This window comes from Embleya sp. NPDC005971, from assembly GCF_040629175.1.
In the GTDB taxonomy this organism is placed as follows: domain Bacteria; phylum Actinomycetota; class Actinomycetes; order Streptomycetales; family Streptomycetaceae; genus Embleya.
Window position 1 is genome coordinate 18,216 of record NZ_JBEXUX010000010.1, and the last position, 25,501, is coordinate 43,716.

20 protein-coding genes are annotated in these 25,501 nt (G+C 71.8%); 13 read left to right on the top strand and 7 right to left on the bottom strand.

The genetic code is table 11. The features are described from left to right. The first annotated feature begins 223 nt into the window (after positions 1-223). From ABZ374_RS11735 to ABZ374_RS11745, 3 genes are all read left to right on the top strand, one after another. The gene (locus tag ABZ374_RS11735) at positions 224-1,126 is read left to right on the top strand and encodes a polysaccharide deacetylase family protein (protein WP_360309625.1); all 903 of its coding nucleotides are present in this window, start codon (positions 224-226) and stop codon (positions 1,124-1,126) included. A 110-nt stretch (positions 1,127-1,236) separates the two neighbouring features. After that, positions 1,237-2,313 (top strand): GNAT family N-acetyltransferase, encoded by a 1,077-nt coding sequence (locus ABZ374_RS11740; protein ID WP_360309627.1) that lies wholly within the window; start codon positions 1,237-1,239, stop codon positions 2,311-2,313. Next, positions 2,310-3,455 (top strand): glycosyltransferase family 4 protein, encoded by a 1,146-nt coding sequence (locus tag ABZ374_RS11745; protein ID WP_360309629.1) that lies wholly within the window; start codon positions 2,310-2,312, stop codon positions 3,453-3,455. The genes ABZ374_RS11740 and ABZ374_RS11745 overlap by 4 nt, the downstream gene beginning before the upstream one ends. A gap of 100 nt (positions 3,456-3,555) precedes the next feature. Here the strand turns inward: ABZ374_RS11745 and ABZ374_RS11750 are convergent, their stop codons facing one another. The 5 genes from ABZ374_RS11750 to ABZ374_RS11770 form a co-directional block, all read right to left on the bottom strand. After that, complete coding sequence (locus tag ABZ374_RS11750; RefSeq protein ID WP_360309631.1) at positions 3,556-4,632, bottom strand: glycosyltransferase family 4 protein; 1,077 nt, start codon at positions 4,630-4,632, stop codon at positions 3,556-3,558. Next, positions 4,629-5,900 (bottom strand): glycosyltransferase family 4 protein, encoded by a 1,272-nt coding sequence (locus ABZ374_RS11755; protein ID WP_360309633.1) that lies wholly within the window; start codon positions 5,898-5,900, stop codon positions 4,629-4,631. The genes ABZ374_RS11750 and ABZ374_RS11755 overlap by 4 nt, the downstream gene beginning before the upstream one ends. A gap of 6 nt (positions 5,901-5,906) precedes the next feature. Then, complete coding sequence (locus tag ABZ374_RS11760; RefSeq protein WP_360309635.1) at positions 5,907-7,127, bottom strand: ABC transporter ATP-binding protein; 1,221 nt, start codon at positions 7,125-7,127, stop codon at positions 5,907-5,909. Further along, on the bottom strand, positions 7,117-8,220 hold the full coding sequence (locus ABZ374_RS11765; protein WP_360309637.1) for an ABC transporter permease: 1,104 nt from the start codon (positions 8,218-8,220) through the stop codon (positions 7,117-7,119). Before ABZ374_RS11765 ends, ABZ374_RS11760 begins: the two co-directional genes overlap by 11 nt. A 122-nt stretch (positions 8,221-8,342) precedes the next feature. After that, positions 8,343-9,467 (bottom strand): glycosyltransferase, encoded by a 1,125-nt coding sequence (locus tag ABZ374_RS11770; protein ID WP_360309639.1) that lies wholly within the window; start codon positions 9,465-9,467, stop codon positions 8,343-8,345. 130 nt (positions 9,468-9,597) lie between these two features. Between ABZ374_RS11770 and ABZ374_RS11775 the strand changes: the two genes are divergently transcribed. The 7 genes from ABZ374_RS11775 (at position 9,598) to ABZ374_RS11805 (ending at position 20,118) form a co-directional block, all read left to right on the top strand. Next, positions 9,598-10,794 (top strand): glycosyltransferase, encoded by a 1,197-nt coding sequence (locus ABZ374_RS11775; RefSeq protein WP_360309641.1) that lies wholly within the window; start codon positions 9,598-9,600, stop codon positions 10,792-10,794. A 147-nt stretch (positions 10,795-10,941) separates the two neighbouring features. Continuing rightward, positions 10,942-12,864 carry a CpsD/CapB family tyrosine-protein kinase gene (locus tag ABZ374_RS11780; RefSeq protein ID WP_360309643.1) on the top strand — a complete coding sequence of 641 codons (1,923 nt, stop codon included), beginning with the start codon at positions 10,942-10,944 and terminating at the stop codon, positions 12,862-12,864. Continuing rightward, positions 12,864-13,967 (top strand): glycosyltransferase, encoded by a 1,104-nt coding sequence (locus ABZ374_RS11785; RefSeq protein WP_360309645.1) that lies wholly within the window; start codon positions 12,864-12,866, stop codon positions 13,965-13,967. The genes ABZ374_RS11780 and ABZ374_RS11785 overlap by 1 nt, the downstream gene beginning before the upstream one ends. Next, positions 13,964-15,049, top strand: a complete 1,086-nt coding sequence (locus ABZ374_RS11790; protein WP_360309647.1) for a GNAT family N-acetyltransferase — start codon at positions 13,964-13,966, stop codon at positions 15,047-15,049. Before ABZ374_RS11785 ends, ABZ374_RS11790 begins: the two co-directional genes overlap by 4 nt. 94 nt (positions 15,050-15,143) lie before the next feature. Then, on the top strand, positions 15,144-16,634 hold the full coding sequence (locus ABZ374_RS11795; RefSeq protein ID WP_360309649.1) for a hypothetical protein: 1,491 nt from the start codon (positions 15,144-15,146) through the stop codon (positions 16,632-16,634). Further along, positions 16,625-17,803 (top strand): DegT/DnrJ/EryC1/StrS family aminotransferase, encoded by a 1,179-nt coding sequence (locus tag ABZ374_RS11800; RefSeq protein WP_360309651.1) that lies wholly within the window; start codon positions 16,625-16,627, stop codon positions 17,801-17,803. Before ABZ374_RS11795 ends, ABZ374_RS11800 begins: the two co-directional genes overlap by 10 nt. A gap of 122 nt (positions 17,804-17,925) precedes the next feature. Next, on the top strand, positions 17,926-20,118 hold the full coding sequence (locus ABZ374_RS11805; protein WP_360309653.1) for a hypothetical protein: 2,193 nt from the start codon (positions 17,926-17,928) through the stop codon (positions 20,116-20,118). Between the two features lie 24 nt (positions 20,119-20,142). On the opposite strand, the gene ABZ374_RS11810 is transcribed toward ABZ374_RS11805, so the two are convergent. Then, positions 20,143-20,814 carry a hypothetical protein gene (locus tag ABZ374_RS11810; RefSeq protein ID WP_360309655.1) on the bottom strand — a complete coding sequence of 224 codons (672 nt, stop codon included), beginning with the start codon at positions 20,812-20,814 and terminating at the stop codon, positions 20,143-20,145. A gap of 34 nt (positions 20,815-20,848) precedes the next feature. Next, positions 20,849-21,595 (bottom strand): PIG-L deacetylase family protein, encoded by a 747-nt coding sequence (locus ABZ374_RS11815; RefSeq protein ID WP_360309657.1) that lies wholly within the window; start codon positions 21,593-21,595, stop codon positions 20,849-20,851. 85 nt (positions 21,596-21,680) lie between these two features. Here ABZ374_RS11815 and ABZ374_RS11820 point away from each other — a divergent pair, with 85 nt between their 5' ends. The 3 genes from ABZ374_RS11820 (at position 21,681) to ABZ374_RS11830 (ending at position 24,916) form a co-directional block, all read left to right on the top strand. Next, a complete protein-coding gene (locus ABZ374_RS11820; RefSeq protein ID WP_360309659.1) occupies positions 21,681-23,318 on the top strand; it encodes an ABC-F family ATP-binding cassette domain-containing protein in 1,638 nt (545 codons plus the stop codon). 22 nt (positions 23,319-23,340) lie between these two features. Continuing rightward, positions 23,341-24,228 carry a CAP domain-containing protein gene (locus ABZ374_RS11825; protein WP_360309661.1) on the top strand — a complete coding sequence of 296 codons (888 nt, stop codon included), beginning with the start codon at positions 23,341-23,343 and terminating at the stop codon, positions 24,226-24,228. Positions 24,229-24,424: 196 nt separating this feature from the next. Further along, positions 24,425-24,916: a hypothetical protein gene (locus ABZ374_RS11830; protein ID WP_360309663.1), complete on the top strand. Its 492-nt coding sequence runs from the start codon at positions 24,425-24,427 to the stop codon at positions 24,914-24,916. The last annotated feature ends 585 nt before the right edge of the window (positions 24,917-25,501 follow it).

A 25,501-nucleotide genomic window follows, 5' to 3' on the forward strand; every position in this document is an offset into this window, starting at 1 on the left:
CGCGTGAAGGGTGTTTCGCAATCCGTCCACGAGTCGTTGGTGATGCTCCGCGATATCCGGGGTTGGCAAGCTTGCCCCGATGTGGCCGGTGGGCGGACGGCGGATGACCGGCGGTGGACGGCGTTCGGCGACCGGCTGACGGGAGGTGACCCCGCTGTTACGGTTCCGGCAACGACGCCGCGGGGCTGGGGAGGCTTGGGTGGGCGGTTCGATGGTGGGGTCGGTGCGGTCCGGGGGCGACGCGTTGTTGCGGCGTTCTCCGGCGCAGGTGTGGTTCGCGCGGCGCGCCCGGCTGCGGCTCGCGGTGCTCGGGTATCACGGGATCGCGGATCCGGACACGTTCGCGGGCCAGTTGGACCGGCTGCGCCGGATCGCGCGCCCGGTGTCCCTGGACGAGGTGGAGACGGCGCTGGCCACCCGCCGCGCGTTGCCCGCCAAGGCGGTGTTGCTGACCTTCGACGACGGTGAACGCAGCATCCTGGAGCACGGTTTGCCGCTGCTGCGCGAGCGTGGCATCCCGGGGGTGGCCTATGTGGTGGCCTCGGCGATCGACTCGGCGACGCCGTTCTGGTGGCACGAGGCGGACCGGTTGGTCGCCGCCGGGGCGCGGGTGGCGGGCGAGCCGGAGCGTTCGCCGGGCGCGTGGGTGGCGTATCTGAAGACGGTGCCGCAGGAGCGGCGACTGCGCCTGCTCGCGGCGCTGCGCGAGGGCCACGAACCGGTGCGGACCGCCCAGTTGACCGGTGCGGATCTGGGCACGCTGGAGTCGGGCGGCGTGCGGGTGGAGAACCATTCGCTGACCCACCCGCTGCTCGACCGGTGCACCGATGCCGACGTGCGGGACGAAGTGGTCCAGGCACACGAGCGGTTGACCGGGTTGCTCGGTCGCGCGCCGAGTTCGTTCGCGTATCCGAACGGCAACTGGGACGTGCGGACCGAACGGTTGTTGGTCGAACTCGGTTACCGCACCGGGTTCCTCTTCGATCATCGGCTCGGACCCAGGCTGCCGGACCACCCGTTGCGGATCTCCCGCCTGCGGGTCGGGTCGAATACCCGCCCGGATCGCTTCGCGACGATCCTGTCCGGGCTGCATCCGGCCCTGCATTCGCTGCGCGGCGGGCATTGACCTGCTTGAATCGGCGCGTTGTTCGGGCCGATGGTGCGCGGATCCGGTCGAGAACCCGACTCCGGTCGACGGACCCGACCGCGCTCGACGGACGAGACAGGGAGATCACCGTGCTTGCTCTGCCCACGCTGCTGCGCTCGCCCGGCGAGTTGGCGGCGCTGGTCCCGTCCTGGCGCGCGCTGGTGGCCGCGACGCCCGGGACGTCGTACTTCACCACGCCCGACTGGGTGTTGGGCTGGAGCGAGTCGCTGGGTCGGGAGCAGGCCGGCCGTGCGGTGGTGGCGGTGTGGCGTGCCGAGGACGGCGCCGCGGAGGCGGTCGTACCGCTGCTGCGCACCCGTGAGCGGCTGCATCCGCGGTTGCCCGGCGGTGTATTGAGCTGGACGCTGCTGGGCACCGGGCCGGGCGCCGCGGACCACTGCGGGTTCGCCGTCGATCCGGTCCGACACCAGGACGTACGCGCCTGGTTGGCCTCGCTCGCCCGGCGGCGCAGCATGGTCTTCCCGCACCTGGACGCGGCCACCGGCGATCCGTTCCTGCCGCCCGGGGCCCGCGAGATCGAGCGCACCGCGTGTCCGGTGATGCCGGCCGACCCGAACGCGCTCGGCTCGGCCCGGCATCGACAGGGGGTGCGGCGCAAGGCTCGGAAGCTGGCCGAGGACGGGATCACCTTCGACTGGGTGACACCCGACGCGATGACCCCCGCACTGTTCGACGACCTGTTGCGGCTGCACCGGTTGCGTCGGGAGGCGATCGGTGGGTCGAGCGCTTTCGACGCGACCCGGCGTCCGTTGCACGCGGCGCTCGCGGCGCGCGCCGATGCCGATCGTGGGCCGTGCGCGCTGGTGGCGCGTGATCCGCAGGGCCGGTCGGTGGGGATCCTGTACGGGTTCCTGTGGCAGGACACCTTCGCCTACTACCAGTTGGGCTGGGACCCGGCCTACGCGAAGGCGAGCCTGGGCACGGTGTTGTTCCACGAGACGCTCACCGCGCTGGCCGCGCGGGGGGTGCGGACCTTCGACCTCCTGCGCGGGGCCGAGGAGTTCAAGCACCGATTCGGTGCGACCGATCGATACGACACGACATGGCTGGTGGCCCGGGGAGCGGGCGGCGCGCTGTTGGGCGCGAAGTCCGCCGCTCGCCGGGTCAGGGATCGCCGGCTGCGGCCGGTTCGGGGGGAAGCGTGAAGGATCGCATCAGGCTCGTGCACGTGGTGTGGCGGCTGAGCGTCGGCGGTGGCATCCCGCAGGTGAGCCGGCAGGTACTGGCCGGACTCGACCCGGAGCGCTTCGACTGCCACGCGATCATCGCCCGGCCGGCCTGGGAGGAGGACCGGCTGGCCGAGTTGGGGCCGAACGTGACCGTGCACGCGCTCGACCACGAGGGGCCGACCCGGCCGCAGGACGAGATTCGGCTCGGGCTGCGGATCGCCTCGCGGGTGCGCGAGTTGCGTCCGGACGTGTTGCACGCGCACAGCGGCACGGCTCGGCTGTCGCTGCCGTCCGCGCTCGGCTCGCCGGGGACGCCCAGGGTGCTGGAGGTGCACGAGCCGCTCAAGGACGGCCTGCACTCCCGGCTGACCAACGGCATCGAGGTCGGCATGGTCAAGGCGGCCGGTTTCCGCCCGTTCGCGCATTCGACACACGTCCGGGATGCGACCGCGGCGATCCTGGGGTGGCGGCCGGAACGTATCCCGTTGGTGCCGTTGGGCGTTCCGGTGCACGAGCCGGATCCGGCGGCGGGGCCGGCGTTGCGCGCCGAGTTGGGCATTTCGCACGAGGCACGCGTGGTGGTGGGGGTCGGTCGGGCGACACAGAAGAACATCCCGCTGATGGTGCGGGTCGGCGCGGACGTGGTGCGCAAGCTCGGCGACGCCGGTCCGCCGGTGGTGTTCCTGGTGATCGGTCGTCAGGAACCGGAGATCGCGGCGCTGATCGAGGAGTTGGGCGTCGGCAAGCACGTGCGGGTGGTCCCGCCGTTGCCGCGACTGAGCGACGCCTTCGACGCGGCCGACCTGTTCCTGTCCACGTCGCACTACGAGGGCTTCGGGCTCGCGGTCGCCGAGGCGATGATGGCGGGCGTACCGGTGGTCGGCACGGCGGTGGGCGGGGTGACCGACGTGGTCGCGGACGGGGTCACCGGGCGGTTGTTGCGGGCGGGTGATCGCGGCGGGCTGGTGATGGCGTGCCGCGAGTTGCTCACCGACGACGCGTTGCGGGCCCGGATGGGCGCGGCGAGCCGGGAGCGGGTGCTGGGCCGGTTCACCCGCCGGCACATGCTGGACGGCTTCGCCGAGGTCTACGAACGCGCCGCGCACCGCCGCCGCTAGGCGCCGAGGGCGCGGCTCGGCCCCGAGCGCCGGCCGGACTGCTACCGATCGATCCGGCCGGCGTTCGAGGCCGCTCGATGGGTGGGACGACTGGGGTCGGTCAAGGGCACAGTTCGGTCAGGATGTGGTCGGCGACCGCGGGCCAGGTCATCGTGGTGCGCAGTTCCACGCCGCGGGTAAGGGCTCGGGTACGGAAGGTCGGGTAGTCGGCGCTCAGTTGGGTGAGGGCCTCGGTCAGGGCGTCCACGTCGCCCGGCGGTACGGCGATGCCCGCGTCGCCCACGATCCACGGTTGGTTGCCGACCGTGGAGGCCACGCACGGCAGGCCGCGGGTCAGCGCCTCGACCAGGGCGATGCCGAACGCCTCCATGTGTGTGGGGATCACCACCGCGTCGGCCTCGTCGTAGGCCGCGCCCATCGCCGCGTGCGGCACCCGGCCCAACGCCCGCACGCCGGGCGGCAGCGGTCCGTCGGGGCCGCTGCCGACCAGGGTCAACGTCCGGCGCGGGTCGCGCGCGTACAGGCGCGCGAAGGCTTCCAGCAGCGTGGGGCCGCCCTTGAGCTCCCACTGTGTACCGACGAACAGCAGTCGGGGCGGATCCGCCGCACGCGGACCGGGATCCGCCGCCGCGGGGCCCGCGTTGGTGCCCGCGCCCACCACGTGCACCCGGTCCGCGGCCAGCCCGTACTCGGTGACCAGCACGTCCGCCGTGCTCGGCCCCATCACGAACACCCGGTGGGCGCCCGACAACAGGCGCCGCTCGCGGGCCAACCACCCGTCCGTGAAGCGGGATCGATGCATGCCGCCGACCGCCGCGCCCTCCAGGCCCACCCGGTCGGTGTAGACGCCGTAGCGCACCCCCGCCGGCGGCACCAGCGCGGGCAGTGTCTGCACGATCAGCACCGGACGGTGCGGGCCGAGCAGACCTCGCGCCCGGGCCCTGCGATCCAGCGCCGCCGTCCAGGCGTGCGTCTTGGTCCACGGCGTCCCGGGCCCGGCCCGGCGCGCCTCGCGCACGGCCCGCAACCGGGCGCCGGCCAGACCCGGCGCGCGGGCCAGCGGCATCAGGTCGTGCGCCTCGACCGCGGTGCGCTCCGCCAGCGCCCGGCGCAGCGCCGGCACCGAGCCGGAGAACGCCCCGACGTGCAGCATGGTCAGGCCGGTCGAGCCGGTCATCCCGTCGTGGCCCCACGCGCGCCGCGCGTGCGCCGGCGCAGGGCCTGGCCGCGCTGCCCGGCCTTGAAGCCCACCAGCCGCCCGCCGACCCGGACCGCCTCGCCCACCCGGCCGCGCGCCACCGGCCGCTCCAGCCGTGCCTGTTCGTACCATTCGACCAACCGGCCGGCCTGGCTCTCCAGCGCGAAGCGCTCGTGCACCAGGTCCAACGCCCAGCCGCCGATCCGCTCGCGTTCGGCCTGATCCCGCAGCAGCGCGGTGAGTTGGCCGACCAGCGGGTCCTGCTCGACCGGCACCCGGCCCGCGCCCAGGCCGTAGAAGCCCAGCGCGTCGAAGTCGCCGATCGTCTCCGGGGTCACCGGTTCGCTGAAGCCCTGTTCGCCGACCACCACCGTGGGTTTGCCGAAGGCCATCCCGCGCAGCGCCGAACTGCCCATTCCCACCACGACGTCCGCGAGCGCGTAGGCCGGGCGCGGATCGGCCAGCTCGCCGGTCAGCACGATCGCGCGCCGACCCAGGTTGCCGTTGTGGTCGGCGGCGCGGGCCTGGAGTTCGCGTTCGATCGAGCCACCGCCGACCATCACCAGGCGCAACCCGGGAATGTCCGGGGACAACCGGGCGACGGCGTCCATGGTGCGTTCCAGGTGTTCCTGTTTGAGGTGCCGGGCCAGCCGCGACACCACCACCACGGTGGGTGCGGGCTTGAGCAGTCCGTGTTCGGCGGCGAACGCGTCGACGTCGACCTCCGGTGTGCCGTCGGCCTTCGCCGAGCCGACCGGGTGGTCGATCGCGGTGTCCACCGGCGGCTCCAGCAGGTGCACTCGCGCACCCTCCAGGCCGCGCAACTCGCCGGTTTCCTCGTACAACTCGCCGTAGCCCACGGTGAGCGGCACGCCGGTGCGCGGAAAGTACGGGGGCAGGCTGCCCATCGACATGATGGTGCCCAGCACCGGGGTGCCGCGCGGCACGAAGGCGCCGAGGAACGCCTCGACGAGCGGCCAGTATTCATAGGTGTGCACCACGTCGATCCGATGCCGACGCACCGCCGCCGCGATGGTCCGGGAGACCGCGGGCGAGGGCCGCACGTGGGCCCGTTCAGGGAGTGCGAGCAGCGGCAGTCCGGCGGCGGCTACCCGTTGCCGGAGCGGGCCCTGACGTCCCATCACCCACACTTCGTGGCCGAGGTCGCGGACGGCGCGGGCCAGGTCCACGGCGTTGATCGAGCTGCCGCCGAGTTGCATGTCGTGCGGACACACCAGGATGCGCACGGTCGGTCACCCCTCCCAGGTGTGGTCGACGTAGACCGGCGCGGCCAGCACCACCGCGCGCGGCGGGGTGTCCAGTTCGGGGCCGGCCACGTCGAACTGCTTCGCCGGATGCCAGGTGGTCAGCGGGTGCCCGTCCCGGTCGTAGACGCCGATCCACAGCGCGTATCGGCCACGTGGCAGCGGGAGTCGGTCCAGGGTGCACCTGACCCGGTTGCCCGCTCGGCCGAACTGCACGTCCCGGCGGGTGGTGAAGACCGGACTGGCGGTGCCCTCGGTGACCCCGATATGCACCGTGGCGGGTCCGCGATGGTCGCCCGTGAACTCCGCCTCGACCACCATCGACCGGTTGGTGGTGGGGCCGGCCGTGTCCACGCCGCGCACGTCCACGAAGGTGGTCCGGATCGCCTCGTCGGTGCGGGTGCGCGCCTCGGTCTCCTCCTCGACGCTGTCCCGATATCCGCGCAGCGCCTGCCGGATCGGGCCGTCGGTTCGGATCTCGCCCTGCTCCAGCCAGATGCCGCGGGTGCAGATCGACTCGACCGAGGCGAGGTCGTGCGAGACCAGCACGAGCGTGGTGCCCTGTTCCAGCACCACCCGCATCCGGTCCAGGCATTTCTGCTGGAAGAGCGCGTCGCCGACCGCGAGCACCTCGTCGACCAGGAGCACGTCCGGTTCCAGGAACGCGGCGACCGCGAAGCCCAGTCGCATCTGCATGCCGGAGCTGTACCACTTGACCTGCCGGTCGATCGCGGTGCCCAACTCGGCGAAGTCCACGATGTCGTCGAACCGGTTGGCCACCTCGGCCCGCTTGAGGCCGAGCAACGATCCGTACAGGAACGCGTTCTCACGTCCCGTCAGGTCCGGGTGGATGCCCGCTCGGACCTCGATCAGCGCGCCGACGCGACCCCGCACCTGGAGTCGGCCGGCATAGGGGTACATCACCCCGGTGAGCATCTTGAGCAGCGTCGACTTGCCCGACCCGTTGGAGCCGATCAGGCCGACCGCCTCGCCGGGGTCGATGTGGATGTCGATGTCGCGCAACGCCCAGCGCCAGTCCGCCTGGTCGCGGCCGGAGATCTTGCGCGCGATGCGGCCCAGGTTGTCCCGCAGGAGCATGCGCTGACTGTCCGCGCGAAATCGTTTCCACAGGTGCTCGGCCCGGATGGTGCCCAGCGGCAGGGTGCCCGGCTTGGCCGGGGCCTTGGTCGTCGTCGGGCTAGGCGACATCGGCGATCCCCGCTTCGAGCTTCTTGAAGATCTTGTATCCGACGATCAGGAGCACGGTCGCCGATCCGGCGGCGGCGCCGGTGAGTTCCCAGTCGGGTTGTTGTCCGTACAGGATCGACCGTCGGTAGCCGTCGATCACGGCGGCGAGCGGATTGCAGATCACGTACGGCAGCAGCCAGTCCTTGGTGATCTGGTCCATCCCGTAGGCGACCGGGGTGGCGAACATGCCCATCTGCATGAGCAGCGGCAACACGTGTCGGATGTCGCGGAAGTAGACCACCGCCGCGGACAACACGAGCACCACCCCGAGGGTGACCTCGAATTGGATGAGCAGCAGGATCGGCAACGCCCAACTGGTCGCCGCGGGCGGCGTGGTGTACGCCGCGAACAGCACGACCAGTACGGAGGAGGCGATCAGCATGTCCACGGTGGCCACGATCACGGTGGCGAACGGGAAGACCTCGCGCGGGCAGTAGACCTTGTTCAGCAGCGGCCCGTTGGACACCAGGGACGAGGAGCCCTGGGTCACCGAGGACATGAAGAACGTCCACGGGAGCAGGCCGAGGTAGCTGAACAGCGGGTAGGGCACGTCGTACTTGTGCGCCGTCTCGCTGAGGTTGCCCACCCGCTGGAAGACGACGGTGAACACCAGCATCAGCAACACGGGGGTGATCACCGCCCACGCGAAGCCGAGAACGGCTTGTTTGTAGCGGGCCTTGAGGTCGCGCTCGGCCAGGGTGCGGACGAGTTCGCGCGAGTGCCACAACTCGCGGATGCCGCGGATCAGGCTGGTGCGGCGCTTGAACTTGAGTTCCGGCGGTGGTCCCTTGATCTCGGGGTCGGGTGCCTGTGCTGCGGCGATCCGGCCGGTTCCGCTGCCGACGCCCGCCATGGGCGCCGCATGTCGTCCGGTACCGGTGCGACTGTCGATGGTCGGCGTGGTCGCTCCCCCGTGGCCCGTGATGGGCGCTCCGTTGACGTGTGTTCGGTGGTCGGCGGGTTCGTCGACACTGCCGCCCGGCCGCGCATGCCGGCCCACCCGGCCCATGCCGTCGCCGGGCATGCCGACGGCACCCCCCACATACTCCCCCACGGACTCCCCCTCCCTGGTTCGACAACAACCTTGGCACATGCGATCTCCCCACGAGTCGCATTCGGCCGTACGGAACTCGACGCTCCCGCCCTACTTCTTCCCCACCCTGCGGTCCTGCGGCGTCATCGGCGCTGTTCGTCGAGCAGCGCGATCCACGCGTCCACCACGGTCTCCATCGCGTGCCGTTCCAGGCAACGGGCCCTGGCCGCACGCCCCATCGTGTCCCGATCGGCCAACACCCGGCGAATCGCGGCGACCAGCGCCCGCGGATCGCCGGGGCCGGGACCGACGTCGGCGAGCGCGCCGGTGACCCCGTCCACGACCACGTCGCGCACGAAGCCGACATCGGTCGCCGCAGCCGGGACCGCACTCAGGCCCGCCTCGACGAGCACGCCCGGGACGCCCTCGCTGGTGCTGGACAATACGAGCAGGTCGGCGGCCCGGTACACCGGACCCGGGTCGGCGAGGTTGCCGGTGAAGGTGACCCGGCCCGGCGCCCGGCGTTCGGCGAGCGCCTCCAGGGCGGCCCGTTCGGGGCCCTCCCCGGCCACGAGCAGGCGGTGGTCCGGGGTTTGCGGGGGCTCCCCGACGCTCGCCGGCTCGGTGCCCACGAGCAGGCCGAACGCCTCGATCGCCAGCGCGACCCGCTTCTCGCCGGCCAACGCGCCCACCACCGCGAGCACCGTCGCCTCCGCCGGCAGCCCCAACTCGGCACGGGCCTTGGCCCGATCGCTCTCGTCCGGCGGCGGGAATCGTTCCGGTCGGCGGCCGTTGGGGATCGCCCGCACCCGCTCCGGCGCCAACCGGTAGGTGTGCAGCAGCACTTCCCGGCCCATCGGCGACACCGACGCGATCGCCGTCGCGCGGCGCAACATCAGCCCGACCCGGGCCCGCCGCAGCGCGTCCTTGGCCCAGTGCCGGGGGTCGCCGATGTTGACGTAGACGAACGGCGTGCCCGCGCCCGCGAGCGCGATCCCGCAGGCGTCCAGCGTGGTCGAGCCATGGGCGATCACCAGGCCCACGCCCGCCGCCCGCCGGCGCAGCGCGCGCAACGTGCGCGGGTGCAACCGGCCCGGCCCCAGCACCGGGATGTCCAACTCGCCGACACCCGCGAGCGCGACGATCGACGACGCCCGACCACGCTCGCGCAGCGCCACGTCCAAGTCGTGGGCGAATGCCTGTGATCCCCGGCGTCGGGGGTCGGTCACGACGTGCAGGACCGCACGCCGGTCCGTCGGTGTCCCCATGAGGTGACAGGTTGTCACGAATCCCGCCCCGCCGGGGGCGTATCGATGACATGCTCAGCCGTGTGGGGTGGGGGCGCCCTGGTGTCGGCGACTTGCCGAGCAAATTGGCGGGGATGGCAGAGGTGATGCAGTGCACGTGCTCCAGGTGATCGACAGCGTGGATCGAGTCGGTGGGGCCGAGCGGGCGGCGGTGGCCATGGCCCCGCAGTTGATCCGCAGGGGAATCACGCTGGACATCGCGTATCTCTTGGATTTGGACGGATTTCAACCGGAGTTGACCGAGGCCGGGGTGTCGTTGTTCGGCGTGCATCGCGGTTCGCGGGCGGGTTCGGCACGCGGACTGGCCCGGGTGATCCGCGATCGCCGTCCGGATCTGGTGCACACGACCCTGTACGAGGCGGACATCGCCGGACGAATCGCCGCGCTGGCGACCGGCGTTCCGGTGGTGTCGAGTCTGGTGAACACCTCCTACGGTGCGGAGATGCGCGACCAGCCCGGGATTCGGCCGTGGAAACTGCGGGCCGCCCAGGGCCTGGACGCGGCCAGCGCGCGCGGCGTGCGCCGTTTCCACGCGTTGACCGAGCACGTGGCCGGTGTGATGTCCCGCCGACTGGGGGTGCGCCGCTCGCGGATCGAGGTGGTGCCGCGCGGACGCGATCGCGAACTGCTCGCCGCCGCCCGGGATCGCCGCGACGCCACCCGGGCCGCGCTGGGGCTGGGGCCGGACGTGCCGGTCCTGGTCACGGCCGCCCGGCAGGAGTACCAAAAGGGTCTGGACGTGCTGATCACCGCGTTCGCCCGGGTGCGCCACGAGGTCCCGGACGCGGTCCTGTTGCTGGCCGGACCGGACGGGAGCCGCACCGAGTCGCTGCGCCGATTGGCGGCCGAAACAGGCGGAATCGGGGATTCCGCCGGCGCGGCGGAGCCCGTACGGTTCTTGGGACACCGTGACGACGTGCCCGATCTGATGGGCGCGGCCGATGTGTTCGTGCTGCCTTCGCGCTGGGAGGGGTTGGGCAGCGTGCTGATCGAGGCGATGGGGGTGGGGACGCCGATCGTCACCAGCGACCTGCCCCCGGTGCGCGAGATCACCGGGGCGGGCGACTGTGCGGCGTTGGTGCCGCCGAACTCGCCCGAGGCACTGGCGACGGCGCTGGTTGCCGCCCTGACGGAGCGGGAGAAGACCGCGATGCGCACGGAAGCGGCGTATCGACGTTTCGGCGAGGAGTACACGATCGACAGCGTTTGCGACCGGATGGTCGCGTTCTATGCCCGGGCCATCGACCCCAGAGCCGGCCGTGACGTGTCGTCAGGTCCGGTGCGGTGACGGCCACCCGAACACACCCGTCGGGATCTCGACGGAATCTCCACACTTCCGGCACAGTCCCGGGACCGATCGACACCGCGAGTGCTCTACGTTTGGCCTGCCCCGCGGTCCGTTCGCAGGGCGGCAACTCGAACCGGAGGGGGACCGGTGGAAACCTCTAGCTACTTCTCCGTTCTCCAGCGCCGTTGGCCGCTGGTACTCGCGTGTTTGGCGATCGGACTGCTCGCCGGGTTGATCCTGACGCCATCGGACCCCAAGGGCACGGGCAATCAGTGGACCAGCTCGGTCAACGTGGTGCCGGCGCCGAACTCGGCGAAGGAGTTCAATCTGGCTCCGGTACAACTGATGACGGACGGCGGTGAGGTGGCCCGCCGGGTGGCGAAGCGGCTGAACAACCCGGATCCGGCCGTGCTGGCGGCCAAGGTCACCTCGCAGTTGAACCCGGACCTGGGGCTGGTGCAGATCGCGGCCAAGGCACCCAGTCGCAAGGCGGCCGAGGATCTGGCCACCGCGTGGGCGCAGGAGACCGTCGCCGCGTTCGGCGACTCGCAGCGCAAGACCCGCCAGGGTCAGGCGGACAGCATGACCGCCCAGTTGGACAAGCTCAAGACCGACATCGACGGTCTGGAGAAGAGCACCACCAACGCGCCGGTGGGCAAGAAGGCCACGCTGCAGGCCGAGTTCGACGCCAAGCGCGGCCAGTACACCACGCTGGTGGGCCAACAGCAGGAGCTGATCAACCCGCTGAACGACCCCAAGGTCGAGGTGATGGACGGCCTCAAGAGCACGCCGGACTCCACCACGAGCATCCTGGCGCCGACCTCGCGTCCGCTGCGGATCGGCCTCGCGGCGGCGCTCGGGCTCGCGCTCGGGTTGATCGCGGCGCTGATGGTGGACCGGATGGACGTCCGGCTGCGCGGGCGCATCCAGTTGGAGGACGCGTTCGGCCTCCCGGTGATCGCCGAGGTACCCAGGGCGACCCGGCGCCAGCGCGCAGGCCACGCGGTGCTGGTCGCCGGTCGGCCGGAGAGCCCGGTCGCGGAGGCGTATCGCACGCTGCGTTCGGCGCTGTTGTTGTCCGGGCCGCCCGGGCTGGCCTATCGGCTCAGCGGCACCGATCCGCGGCAGACCAGGGCCACCGCGATGCCGGTCCGCCGGATCAGTGACCCGGCGCCGGTGATCCTGGTGGTGTCGCCGAGGCCGGGCGACGGGCGCACCAGCACGGTGGCCAACCTGGCTGCGGCGCTGGCCGAGGCGGGGCGCTCGGTGCTGGTGCTGGACTGCGACTTCCGTACGCCGGCCACCCATCTGTACCTGGGCGCCAAGCCGGGCAAGGGCATGTCCGAGGTGCTGCTCGCCGAGCAGGAGATCGACCTCCAAGACGTGATCCGCGGCACGAACATCCCCAACGTCCGGGTGATCACCGCCGGCGCGCCGGCCGCCTACCCGGCCGCGCTGCTGCTGCGCGCCGGCGAGGTGGTGCAACGCGCCCGGCATCACGCGGACGTGGTGCTGGTGGACAGTGCGCCGCTGCTGTACGCGAACGACACCAACGACCTGGTGCAGCACGCCGACGCGATGTTGGTGGTGGCCCGCAGCGGCAACCTGACGGCCGATCAGGCCTCGCGGGTGGGCGAGCTGTTGACCCGTACCGGGGTGCCGATCGCCGGGGTGGTGCTGCTCGGGGTGGACCCGCAGCGCTCGATGGGCGGCGGACTCAAGCGCGGATCGCGCGTGGGCGCGGTGGGCCGGATCGGCTCGACCGCGGGCCTGGTGCTGCGTGGCCGCTCGAGCGCCCCGAGCCCGGTCGAGGACGAGGACGCCGAGCGACCCGCGCCCAGTTGGGCCAAGCGCGGCCGACTCACGGACGGTGAGCCGGAGTCGACCCCGAGCGGGCGGGGCACGCACCGCGCCGAACCGGTGGCCTCGACGCCGGACTCGGCGGACCCCGGATTCCGGGTGCAGTCCGCGACGGAGCGGGCGTTGCACAACGGCGCCGGCGACGGTGCGCAGCTCGGACCGCACTTCGACACGTGGTCCACCGTCGAACTCGGCTCGGAGGATCGCTGATGGGTGACCGCGTTCGCGTCCTGTGGCTCGCCAAGGGTCTGGGGCGCGGTGGCGCCGAGCAGTTGCTGGTCAACTGCGCGCGACACCTGGACGGCGAACGCTACGAGGTCGAGGTGGCCTACGTGTTGCCGTGGAAGGACGCGCTGGTGCCGAACCTGCGGGAGTTGGGCATCACGGTGCACTGCCTGGGTGGCGGCCGAACCTGGCCGCTGCGGTTGCGCGCCCTGTTGCGGGCGCGCCACTACGGCCTGATCCATACCCACATGCCGGTCCCGGCGGTGGCCGCGCGGGTGCTCTCGCGCGGCGTGCCGCTCGTGCACACCGAGCACAACATGTGGCCGCGCTATCGGCGACCGACCCGGATCGCCAACGCCTGGACCTACCGGCGCAACAGCGGGGTGATCGCGGTCTCCGGCGCGGTGGCCGAGAGCATCCGAACGACCCGGTTGCGGCGCGGGACCACGCCGACGGTGATCCACCACGGCCCGGACCTGGGCGAGGCGTTCGCCGGACCGGGCGCGCGGGAGCGGGCCCGGCAGGCGCTGGACCTGGACCAGGACGCGTTCACGGTCGGCACGGTGGCCAACTTCACCCCGAAGAAGGACCAGTTGGGCCTGCTCGACGCGCACGCGCTGCTGCGGGCCCGGCATCCGGACGCGGTGCTGGTGCTGATCGGTTCCGGCCCGCTGGAGGCGACGCTGCGTGAGCGGGCGAGTCGTCCCGACCTCAAGGGAGCGGTGGTCTTCGCCGGCTCGCGCGGCGACGTGCCCATGCTCCTGCCCGGATTCGACGTGTTCGCGCTGAGTTCGCGGCAGGAGGGGTTGCCCGTCTCGCTGATGGAGGCGATGACGGTCGGCCTGCCGTCGGTGGTGACCGCGGTGGGCGGGATGCCGGAGATCGTCACCGACGGTATCGAGGGCACGGTGGTGCCGGCCGGTGATCCGGCGGCTTTCGCCCGGGCGTTGACGGCGTTCGCCGACGATCCGGCGCGCCGGCGCGCGTGCGGCGAGGCCGCGGCCAAGCGCTCCGACGAGTTCGATGTCGCGGGCGCGCAGCGGCGGATCGAGGACGTGTACGCGAGGGTGCTGGAGGGATCGCGGTGAGTGGACCGGAGCGGGACGGTTCGCCGTTCACCGTCCGCGAGTTGGGCAAGCACGACGAGCCCCGGGTGTTGGCGCTGCTCGGTGACGCGTTGTCGGGTGGCCCGACCGGTGAGCGCACCTCGGAGTTCTTCCGCTGGAAGCACCGGGACAACCCGTTCGGCGCCAGTCCGGGCCTGGTCGCCGAGGCGGCCGGCCGGGTGGTCGCGGTACGGCTTTTCCTGCGTTGGGAGTTCGTGCTCGGCGGCGAGGTGATCCGGGCGGTGCGCGCGGTGGACACCGCGACCCACCCGGATGTCCAGGGCCGCGGCCTGTTCCGCCGGTTGACCACCGAGTTGCTGACGCGGATCGAGGCGGACACCGCGCTGGTGTTCAACACCCCGAACGGCAACAGCCTGCCCGGCTACCTGCGGATGGGTTGGCAGGAGGTCGGCAAGGTGCCGGTGTCGCTGCACCCGATCCGGCCGATCGCGTTCGCACGCGGCCTCAAGGAGTTGCGTGCCACCGGCGATCTGTCCGGTACCTCGCAGTCCTGGAACGAGGTGGACCCGGCGGCACGTTGCCGCTTCCCGACGGCTCGTCAGTTCTTCTCCGATCCCAAGGCCGCGGTGGGCTTCGACGAGTTGGTCGCGGAGGCGGACGCGGGTGACGCGGCGATCGGGCACGACAAGCTGCGCACCGCGCTCACCGGCGATTTCCTGCGCTGGCGCTACGGCGACGCGCCGGGCCTGGACTATCGGGTGGTCGCCTCGTACAAGAACGGCGAATTGACCGGCGTGGTGTTCGGCCGGCCGCGACTGCGCGGTCCGCTGGTCGAGTTCACGCTGTCCCAGATGGTGGTGCGCCCCGGCGACCGCGACACCGCGCGCAAGTTGTTCTCCGGGGTGGCCATGTCCGGTTGCGACCACGTCGCCACCCATCTGGCGCGCGGCTCCGAGGCGGCGCGGGCGGCCCGCTACGCGGGCTACGCCACACCGCCGCGCACCGGCATGCTGCTGGTCGCGCGGACCGTGCACCCGCATCCGATCGACGTCCACGACCTGCGCTCGTGGCAGCTCTCCCTGGGGGACTTGGAGGTCTTCTAGCCATCCGGCGGGCAGCCCCCGGGCCGGTCCACAGCCGACTCCCCTCGCCGCCCGCCCGACGCCGCACAGGTACGCCGTCCCGCAAGGAGCTCCGTTGTCGTCCCGTCTTGCGCCGTACACCCGGTGGGTGCCTCCGTCGCGACTGCCGTGGGGTTCCCTGCTCGCGCTCGCCGCGGTCGGTCTGTATTGCTCGGTGTTCGCGTGGGCGATGGAGTATCGCCCGTACGACACGTGGGGCGCGCTGATCGTCTTCCCGCTGCTGCTGACCATCAGCGTGCCGCTGTTGTCCCGGTTCTCCCGCGACGAGCCACCGTGGGTGCGGCGGTTGGTGATCGGCGCGCTGGTGGCCAAGTTGCTCGCGTGCTTCGCCCGGTACTGGATGTCCTTCGTGCTCTACGAGGGCCGCGCCGACGCGGCCACCTACGACCTGGTCGGGCGGGCCATCGCGCCGCACTTCCGGGACGGCGACTTCACCGTGGACATCGGCCGCAAGGTGATCGGCACCGGCTTCATCATGATCGTCACCGGGATCGTGTACGCGATCGTCGGGCAGTCGTTGCTGGCCGGCTACCTGGTCTATTCGTGGCTGGGGTTCTGGGGCCTGTATCTGTTCTGGCGCGCGTTCAACGTGGCGTATCCGGACGGTGACCGGCGCCGCTACGGCAAGTTGTTGTTCTTCCTGCCGTCCCTGTTGTTCTGGCCGTCCGGGATCGGCAAGGACACCTGGATGATGTTCACGCTGGGCCTGGCCGCCTATGGTGTGGCGCTGCTCCTGGTGCGTCGGCGTGGTGCGTTCGTGTTCCTGATCCTGGGCGCGGTGGGCACCACGATGGTGCGCCCGCATGTGACGGTGTTGCTGCTGTGCGGGCTGTGTGTCGGCTACCTGCTGCGCAATCGACCGCAACAGGCGTCCGCGCTGGGGCCGTTGCGGGCCGGTTTCGGGATCCTGGTGCTCGGGGTGGGCTGTGTGCTCGCGCTCCAGCAGGTGGGCACCTTCTTCGGGACGCCGGGCATCGGGGCCGCGCAGGCCAATCAGGTGATCGCCAAGACCCAGACCCAGACCGCGCAGGGTGGTTCGGCGCAGGCGGTGGACGATTCGGCGGCGCTGTCCATTTCGCCCGCCGCGCTTCCGCAGTCGTTGGTGACCGTGCTGTTCCGGCCGTTCCCGTTCGAGGCGCACAACATCCAGGCGCTGGTGGCGTCGCTCGAAGGGGTCGTGTTGATGGGCCTGTTCGTGGTCGCGCTGCCCCGATTGAAACGCATTCCGGGCCTGCTGATCCGAAGACCCTACGTCGCCTTCGTGATCGTCTACACGCTGGTGTTCGCGCTCGCGTTCGCGAACATCCGCAACTTCGGCATCCTCACCCGCGAACGGGTCCAGGTGTTCCCGTTCGTGCTGGTGTTGCTCGCGGTGTCGAAGCCGGATCGCACCGAGACCGACAAGGGCGGGAGTTCGGAACGCAGGCGGCGACGGACGTCGGGGCGGCAGCAGCCGGCCCCGGCGGTCGACGCCGCGGGTGGGGAAACGAGTTCGACCAGTCCGGGGTATCCCGGTGAATCCAGGGGGGATGGGGCATGGCGGTGACCGGCAAGCCGGCGGTTCTGGGTGGGGACGCGATGTTCGCGGAGGGGCTGCCGCTGACGCGCGTGCAGGTACCCGAGCGGGAGGAGTTGGCACGACGGCTGGACACGATCCTGACCAGTGGTCAGTTGACCGACGGGTCCACGGTGCGCGAGTTGGAGGAGGCCGCGGCGGCGCAGTTGGAGGTGCCGTACGTGGTGGCGGTGTCGAACTGCACCAGCGGGCTGATGCTCGCGTTGCAGGCGCTGGGGGCTCGCGGATCGGTGGCGATGCCGGGGTTCACCTTCTCGGCCACCGCGCACGCGGCGCACTGGGCGGGGGCGACTCCGGTGTTCGCCGAGGTGGACCCGGACAGCCTGACCCTGGACCCGGCCGACGCGGCGGCGCTGTTGGCCGAGTCGGGCGCGTCCGCGTTGATGGCCACGCACGTGTACGGAACGCCGTGTCGGGTCGATGAATTGGCGAAGGTCGCGGCCGACGCGAACGTGCCGATCGTCTACGACGCGGCGCACGCGCTGGGCAGCCGGCGAGCGGGTACGCCGATCGGTGGCTTCGGCGCGGCGGAGGTGTTCTCGCTGAGCCCGACGAAGGTGGTGATCGCGGGCGAGGGCGGGCTGATCGCCACCCGGGACGAGGAGTTGGCCAAGGCGTGCCGACTGGGCCGCGGGTACGGCAATCCGGGCGACTACGACTGCCTGTTCCCGGGTCTGAACGCGCGGATGTCCGAGTTGCACGCGGCACTCGCGCTGGTCTCGCTGCGGGGCCTTCCGGAGCGGGTGGCCACCCGGTCGCATCTGGTGGGGGTGTTCGCGGACGCGGTGCGCGACGTGCCGGGGTTGCGGCTGCCGGCGCTAGCCGAGGGCGACGTGTCCACCTGGAAGGACCTGACCCTGATCGTCGACCCGGACGCCTTCGGCCTGGACGTGCCGACGCTGGCCCGGGCGTTGAAGGCGGACGGGATCGACTCGCGCCGCTACTTCCACCCGCCGGTGAATCGCCAGAAGGCGTACGCGCATCTGCCTTCGCGGGCGCTGCCGATCACCGACGACGTGTCGTCCCGGGTGTTGACGCTGCCGCTGTGGTCGCACATGGACGAGCCGACGGTGCGCCGGGTCGCGGACGCGGTGACCCGCGTGCACGAGCACGCCGACGGCGTACGGGCGGCGGGCTAGCCCGAAGGGTCCGGCCGGGCCGATGGCGGTCGGTTCGGCCGGGCCGGTCGACCTGCTCGCGGTCGGGCTGAATTCGGCCCGGCCGGCGTTTGAGGCCAGGCGGGCGGGGCGACGGTCGGGAGATGGTGGCAGGCCGGTGGCTGATCGTGCTGCGCGTGGCCGCGAGCATCGTGGTCGTGCTCGCGGTGGTCGTGCTCACGGCCGCCGGCACCGCCCGCAGCACCGTGCTCAACCGGGCCTTCTATCAGGCGGCCCTGGACGACGAGCGCGCCTACAACCGGATATACGACGAGGTCCTGGTCGACCCGGCGGCCGCACAGGTCACCCGGGACCTGCTGGCCCGGATCCCGGTGCCGTCGTCGGTGATCACCGCCAACCTCAAGAGCGTGCTGCCGCCCGCGACCCTGCGCGGCATCGTGGACCGACAGATCGCCAACACCATCGGCTATCTGCGCGGCGAACAATCGGTGTTGCGGCTGACCGTGGACCTGCGCCCGGTGCTGGGCAACGTCGGCGATCTCGCCGAGCTCTACCTCGGTGACCTGATCGCCAATGTGCAGGGCAAGCCGTCGGCGGACTTCGGCGCGTTCCGCTCCGGCCTGGACGCCGCCCTGGACGACCTGGCCGCCGGGCGCCGCCCGGCCGACTTCCCGTCCTTCGCGTTGGACGGGCCGAGCATCGCCGCGACCACCGACGCGCTGGTGGCGATCGTGCCCTCGGACGCCGAGGCGCAGGTGCGCGACCAGGTCACCGCCGCGCTGGCGACCGGCGACATCGCGGGCGCGCTGGCCGTGGTCGGGCCGTATGTACTGGGCGGCAGCGCCGGGTCGGCCGGTTCGGATCTGGCCGCGCGTACCGACGACGGACAGTGGGACATGCTTCCCGACCTGGAGCACGCCGGCCTGGATCTGAGCAGCGTCTCCACCACGCGCGGTTTCACCAGGCTCGCGCTGGGTCCGGTCCAGACGCTGGCCACCGTGCTGGGCATCGTCGCGGTGCTGCTGCTGTGGTTCACCGGGCCGCGCTCCTGGACGCGCCGGGTGCCAGCGATCGCGTGGGCGCTCGCGGTCGGCGGGGTGTTCGCCGGGGCGCTCGTCCTGCTCGTGCGCTCGGAACTGCCCGACGTGTCGGCCAAGCCCACGTCGAGTTGGCCGCACTCGGTCAACACGCTGGTGGGCGATGTCCAGCAGGCCGCGATCTCGTCGCTGACCGGCGTCGGCCTGGTCGCCGCACTGGTCCCGCTGGTCCTGGGTCTGGTCCTGGTCGCGGGCGCGTGGAGCTGGCGGCGGGCGGCCGCGCGCCGCGCGCTGAACCTGCCGCCCCGGCACCGGATCGCGATCGCCGCGACGGTGGGCGTGTTCGCGGTCGCCACCGTGGTCCTGGGCGCGACGGTGGTCCCGGTCGCGGCGGGCAGGACCGAGGAGCCGCACTGTCTGGGCTCGATCGAGCTGTGCGAGCGCCGTTACGACGAGGTGGCCTACCTGACCACGCACAACGCGATGGCCAGTACCACCGACCGGTTCATCGGCCCGCTCCAGGACCCGGACCCGATCGCGCAGCTCAACGCGGGGGCGCGCGGGCTGCAACTGGACACCTATACCTGGGAGCTGCCGGATCAGGTCCAGCCGCGACTGAGCCTGTCCAGCTTCGCGCCGGACATGCAGGCCGAGATCCTGCGCCTGATCGACCTGGCCAATCCGCCACGCCCGGGCCTGTGGTTGTGCCATGCGCTGTGCCGCGCGGGGGCGGTCCCGTTGGCGCCCACGCTGCAGCGGATCGGCGCCTGGTTGGACGGGAATCCCGGGGAGGTGGTGACGCTGATTCTGCAGAACGACATCACCGGCGAGCAGACCGAGCAGGCGTTCCGCGAGGCGGGCGTGGAGCGGCTGTTGTACACGCCGTCCCCGGATCCGGCGGCGAGGTGGCCCCGACTGGGCGATCTGGTCCGCGCGGACAAACGCCTGGTGGTGTTCGCCGAGCGCGGCAGCGGTCCCGCGCCGTGGTACCGCAATTTCTACGAGTACGGCATGGAGACACCGTTCGCGTTCGCCTCCCCCGCCGAGATGTCCTGCGAGCCCAACCGCGGCGGCACCGACAAGCGACTGTTCCTGCTGAACCACTTCATCACCAACCGCGGCGGCAGCCGGTTGGACGCGGGGCGGGTGAACGCGCGGCAGTACGTGCTCGACCGGGCCCACGCGTGCGAGGCGCGGCGCGGGCGGCCGGTGAACTTCGTCGCGGTCGACTACGCGACGATCGGCGACGCGGCGGGGGCGGTGGAGGTGCTGAACGCGACGCGCTCGCGGTCGGGCTGAGCCGGGGCCGAACCCGGGCGCGGCTCAGTCGAGTTGCTTGGCGAACGTGCTCGCGAGCGTGGCGATGCGATCGGGCGGCAGCGTCTCGGCGGAGACGAACAACACCGCCTCGCCGGGGCCGTCCACGTTCAGCCGGACGGCCGCGACCTTGCCCTCGCCGACCGGGACCACCTGTTGCGGCGCGATCCGGGTCATCCGGGTGGCGAAGTCGCCGAGTGTGTCCACGCTCACGCCGGCATCGCGTTGGATCAGTGGCAGCGCCGCGTTGATCGCGGGACCGCGCCGTGCGGCCCAGGTGTCCACGTGGATCTCGACGGTGCCGACCTTGTATCGACAGGTGGCCTCGACGCCGTTGGATCGCTGCATCGCGGTCAGGTCCGAGTACGGGTCGCGCGCCTTCGCCTCGTCGTCGGACCAGCCCTGGCTGCCGTCCGCGGCCGGATCGCCCGGGGTGACCACCCCGTCGAGGTGGATCGCGGCGGTGGCCGCGGCGACGTCGAACGGCAGCGGGCATTGCGAGCCGCCCGCGCCGATCGGCCGGACCGCCTGCCGGAACTTCTCGATGTTCAACCGCTTCGAGGCCCCGGACAGGATGTCGTCGCCGTCGCTGCTGCACGCGCCGATTCCGGTGACGGCCAGTGCCCCCGCCGCGCATACGGCGAGGACCCGGCCACGTGGATGCTGCCTACGGCTCATTCGCGCAGCGTACTGAGCGTTGGTCAGGGGATCGTCATGCCATCGGAAAGACTTCGAATGCGGCTGCGAATCGGGTGCCCAGACGCGCGCCGGCCGCCCGGCCCATGCCCTCCAGGAACTCCCCCGCGTCCGCCATCTGCCCCTGGCCCAGCCCGGCCAGGTAGGCCGCGTGCGCCTCCAGCGAGGCGACGCCGAGGGCGAAGTCCTCGGTGGTGTCCACCGCGTGCCCGGACTGCGGCGAGCCGCCCGCCCACACCGCGCGTACCCCGCCCCACGGCTCGTGCCCCTCGGCGAGCAGGTCGCGGAAGACCCAGCGGTTGCCCGCGTCGCGCACCGCGTCCACGACCGCGCGGCCGACCGCGATGTGGTCGGCCTGGTTGAGCATGACGCCGCCCCAGGTGTCCCGGAAGTTCCCGGTGATCACGATCTCGGGCCGGTGCCGGCGGACCACCCGGGACAGGTCGCGGCGCAGCGGCAGGCCGTACTCCAGCACGCCGTCCGGATAGCCGAGGAACTCGACCGTGTCCACCCCCACGATCCGGGCCGACTCGATCTGTTCGGCCTCGCGCAGCGGGCGACACTCGTCCGGATCGAGTCCGTCGATGCCGGCTTCGCCGCTGGTGACCATGACGTAGGTGATCTTCTTGCCCTGCCGGGTCCACCGGGCGATCGCGGCGGCGGCGCCGTATTCGAGGTCGTCCGGGTGCGCGACGATGGCGACGGCGCGCTCCCAGTCCTCGGGCAGCGCCTCGTACGGTTCGGGCCGGGGCTCGGTGGTCATCGCATGGTCCTTCCCAAGTGGCCGCACGGGCCGGTGCTACGCGGACGTCGTCATCCTCGCAGCGGCCGATAGGATTCGTATCCTCATGAGCGCCACGATCGTCGTCAAAGACCTTGCCGCCGGACACGGAGACCGTGTCCTGTTCTCCGGATTGGACCTGGTGATCGCCCCGGGCGATGTGGTGGGCCTGGTCGGGGTGAACGGCGCGGGCAAGTCCACCCTGTTGAGGTTGCTCGCCGGCCTGGCCGAACCGGAGGCGGGGTCGATCCAGGCCAGCCCGCCGACCGCGTCGGTGGGCCATCTGCCGCAGGAGCCGGAGCGCCGGCCGGGCGAGACGGTCCGGGCGTTCCTGGCCCGGCGTACCGGCGTCGCCGCCGCGCAGGCCGCGCTCGACTCGGCGACCGAGGGCCTGGTCGAGGGCCGCGCGGGCGCCGACGACGAGTACAGCGTCGCGTTGGATCGCTGGCTGGACCTGGGCGGCGCGGATCTGGAGGAGCGGGCCGAGGAGGTCGCCGCCGATCTGGGTCTGGCGGTGGACCTGGATCGCGAGATGACCGCGTTGTCGGGTGGTCAGGCCGCGCGCGCGGGGCTGATGTCGCTGCTGCTGAGCCGGTACGACGTGTTCCTGCTCGACGAGCCGACCAACGACCTGGACCTGGACGGTCTGGACCGGTTGGAGAAGTTCGTCACCGGGTTGCGGGCGGGCACCGTGGTGATCAGTCACGACCGCGAGTTCCTGGCTCGCACGGTGGACCGGGTGGTCGAGCTGGATCTGGTCCAGCAGCAGATCCGCAGTTACGGCGGCGGCTACGACGCGTATCTGACCGAGCGCGAGGTGGCCCGCCGGCATGCGCGCGAGGAGTTCGACGAGTACGCCGACAAGCGCGGCGACCTGGAGGCCCGTGCCCGGATGCAGCGCGGGTGGATGGACAAGGGCACCCGCAACGCCCGCCGCAAGTCCACCGACAACGACAAGATCAGCCGCAAGACCCGGTCCGAGGCGAGCGAGAAGCAGGCGTCCAAGGCGCGCCAGACCGAGCGCATGATCGAGCGCCTGGAGGTGGTCGAGGAGCCGCGCAAGGAGTGGGAGCTGCGGATGGAGATCGCCGCCGCTCCTCGGGCGGGCGCCGTGGTGGCCACTCTCGGCGGTGCGGTGGTCGAGCGCGGCGGCTTCACGCTGGGCCCGGTGACGTTGCAGATCGACTGGGCCGATCGGGTCGCGATCACCGGCGCGAACGGCGCGGGCAAGTCCACGCTGCTGGCGGCGTTGCTCGGGCGGGCCGAGTTGACGGCCGGTCGCAGTGCGCTGGGTCCGGGTGTCGTGGTCGGCGAGGTGGACCAGGCGCGTGGGCTGTTCCTGGGCGACCGGCCGCTGCTGGAGGCGTTCTGCGCGGTGGTCCCGGACCTGGCGCCGGCCGATGTGCGCACGCTGCTGGCCAAGTTCGGGCTCAAGGCGGCGCATGTGCTGCGTCCGGCGGCGACGCTGTCCCCGGGTGAGCGCACCCGGGCGGCGCTGGCGCTGCTCCAGGCCGAGGGAGTCAACCTGTTGGTGCTGGACGAGCCGACGAACCACCTGGATCTGCCCGCGATCGAGCAGTTGGAATCCGCGCTGGAGTCCTACGAGGGCACGTTGCTGCTGGTCACCCACGACCGGCGGATGCTGGAGGCGGTGCGCACCACGCGGCGCATCCGAGTCGCGGACGGCCGGGTCACCGAGGTCTGATCCGTCGTTAGAATCCGAGGCCATGAACGAACTGCCGCCGGGTGCGAACCAATCCCTGCCGGGCGGCGTGGTGCACGTACGCGTGCCCGGTCCGTTCGATCTCTCCGCGTTGATCACGGGTGAGGACGGACAGGTGTCCGGCGACGCGGACTTCGTCTTCTTCAACCAGCTCGTCGCACCCGGGGTGCGCCTGGGCGGAGACACCGTCACGGTGGACCCGGCCGGCCTGCGGGCGGGCGCCACGCGCGTGACGGTGGTGATCAGTCCCGCCGACACCACGCACACCCTGGGCGAGTTGCCGCCGCCGGCGATGACGCTCACCGGCGCGGGCGGCACGCTGTTGGCCCGGTTCACCCCGCCTCGGCCGCGCACCGAGACGGTGCTGTTGTTGGTCGAGATCTACCGCCGGGGCGCGGGCTGGAAGGTACGCGCGCTGGGGCAGGGCTACGCGGACGGGCTGGCCGGGATCGCGCGCGACTTCGGCGTCGACGTCGAGGAGGAGACACAAACCCCGTCGGGTCTCTCCGACTTCCAGCGCGGGGTGGTCGAGCTGACCAATGTCGAACGCGCCCGGCACGGCCTGCGCGCGCTGGCTCCGCAGCCACAACTGACCGCGTGCGCTCAGGCGTTCAGTGCGGACATGATCAGCCGGGCGTTCTTCTCGCACACCGATCCGGACGGCCGCGAGCCGTGGGACCGGGCGATCGCGGCGGGCTACCTGTACAGCCGGATAGGGGAGAACATCGCCTGCGGCCAGCAGAGCCCGGCCGAGGTGGTGCAGGGCTGGATGGACAGTCCCGGCCATCGCAAGAACATCCTCACCCCGGAGTTCACCGAGATCGGTGTCGGGTATGTCACGGGCGGCACCTACGGCACCTCGTGGACCCAGGTCTTCGGCACCCCGCGCTGACGCCCCGGAGCCGGTGTCGGCGATCGGCTCGATTGACCCGAATGGGTACAAAGAAGAAGCCGGCGCCGGCACCGACCGGAGCGTTGCCGTTCGGGTACGGGCAGCGCGCCACCCGTGCGCACCGAACCGGCAACCGGGTGCGAGGGGCCTCGATGACGGTGCGTCATACTCGGGTGTTCGAGGCGAGGGAGATCACGTGCAGCTTGAGTTGGATCCGCCTTACGGCGTAGGGCCGATCAAGATCGGCATGTCCATGGACGAGGCAGAGGCGGCTCTGCGCGAACTCGGAGGAGATCTGTCGGGACGCACTCGTGGGTTCGCCCACTTCGGTGCGGACCTCTCGATTCATGTGGTGAGCGACAAGGACGGACTGGTCGAGGCGATCGAGGTCCATCGGTCCGAGGACGACTTCGCGGACACGGTGTTGTGTCTGGGCGTCGACGTCTTCGGCACGCCGGCCGTCGACGTCACCCGACTGCTCGGTGAACTGACACCCGTGCGGGTGGAGACCGAGGGCGCGTCGCTGGTGGCCCCGGAACTGCTGGTGGCCCTGTGGCAACCGTTCGTGCCCGGACACGGCAACAACAACGGCGTGGTCGGCGAGGGTCTGTACTTCCGCACCGCGCTGGTGGCCGGCCCCGGCTACTACGACAAAAGTGGCGAATACCGGGCTGTTCAGACCGGCTGATCCGTCTCGGCCGATCCGTCTCGGGTGACCCGGATCCGGTAACCCGGATCGGGTGACCCGAGACGAGGGGTCCGCACCGAACGATCCGGCCGTCCGAGCCCGCGGCCGGTATCGAAGGCGGACCATGGCCGGGCCGGGGGCCACGGCGGAGTCGCACGCGGCCGCCGTGGCCTTTGTCCGGCCGCCACGGGCACCATCGCGAGCACCTCGCGCGCACGAGCCGCGAGGACGGCTCGGAGGCCGCCTGCGGGCCGCCGGTGGCCATCCCGGAGGGACCGTCCCGGAGTGATCCGCTGCGGACGGTCCGCGGGCCCGGCCCCGTCCGGCGGATCCCGACCGGGCTCGGCTCCTGGCGCGCGGGTGGGCCCGGCTCGCGGTGGACGGGCTCTTCGACATCGCCGCGCCCGTGCCCACGCCGTCCACGAACTCCCGTCCCGACGGGGCTCGCGCGACAGCGCGTCACCGGAACGCGGGGACGACCGGGGTGGCGTCGGACCCGATGCGGTGGGCACACCCGTGACGGCCGAGCCGGCCGCGGCACTGCCCGCCGAAAGGGTGCAACGGCGGTGTTGTTCCACGATCTGC

Coding starts and splice junctions, on each gene's coding strand:
- ABZ374_RS11770 (WP_360309639.1), bottom strand. CDS start 9,467: ATGGGGACACCGACGGACCGGCGTGCGGTCCTGCACGTCGTGACCGAC.
- ABZ374_RS11810 (WP_360309655.1), bottom strand. CDS start 20,814: ATGAGCCGTAGGCAGCATCCACGTGGCCGGGTCCTCGCCGTATGCGCG.
- ABZ374_RS11760 (WP_360309635.1), bottom strand. CDS start 7,127: ATGTCGCCTAGCCCGACGACGACCAAGGCCCCGGCCAAGCCGGGCACC.
- ABZ374_RS11815 (WP_360309657.1), bottom strand. CDS start 21,595: ATGACCACCGAGCCCCGGCCCGAACCGTACGAGGCGCTGCCCGAGGAC.
- ABZ374_RS11805 (WP_360309653.1), top strand. CDS start 17,926: ATGGTGGCAGGCCGGTGGCTGATCGTGCTGCGCGTGGCCGCGAGCATC.
- ABZ374_RS11800 (WP_360309651.1), top strand. CDS start 16,625: ATGGCGGTGACCGGCAAGCCGGCGGTTCTGGGTGGGGACGCGATGTTC.
- ABZ374_RS11820 (WP_360309659.1), top strand. CDS start 21,681: ATGAGCGCCACGATCGTCGTCAAAGACCTTGCCGCCGGACACGGAGAC.
- ABZ374_RS11750 (WP_360309631.1), bottom strand. CDS start 4,632: ATGACCGGCTCGACCGGCCTGACCATGCTGCACGTCGGGGCGTTCTCC.
- ABZ374_RS11825 (WP_360309661.1), top strand. CDS start 23,341: ATGAACGAACTGCCGCCGGGTGCGAACCAATCCCTGCCGGGCGGCGTG.
- ABZ374_RS11785 (WP_360309645.1), top strand. CDS start 12,864: ATGGGTGACCGCGTTCGCGTCCTGTGGCTCGCCAAGGGTCTGGGGCGC.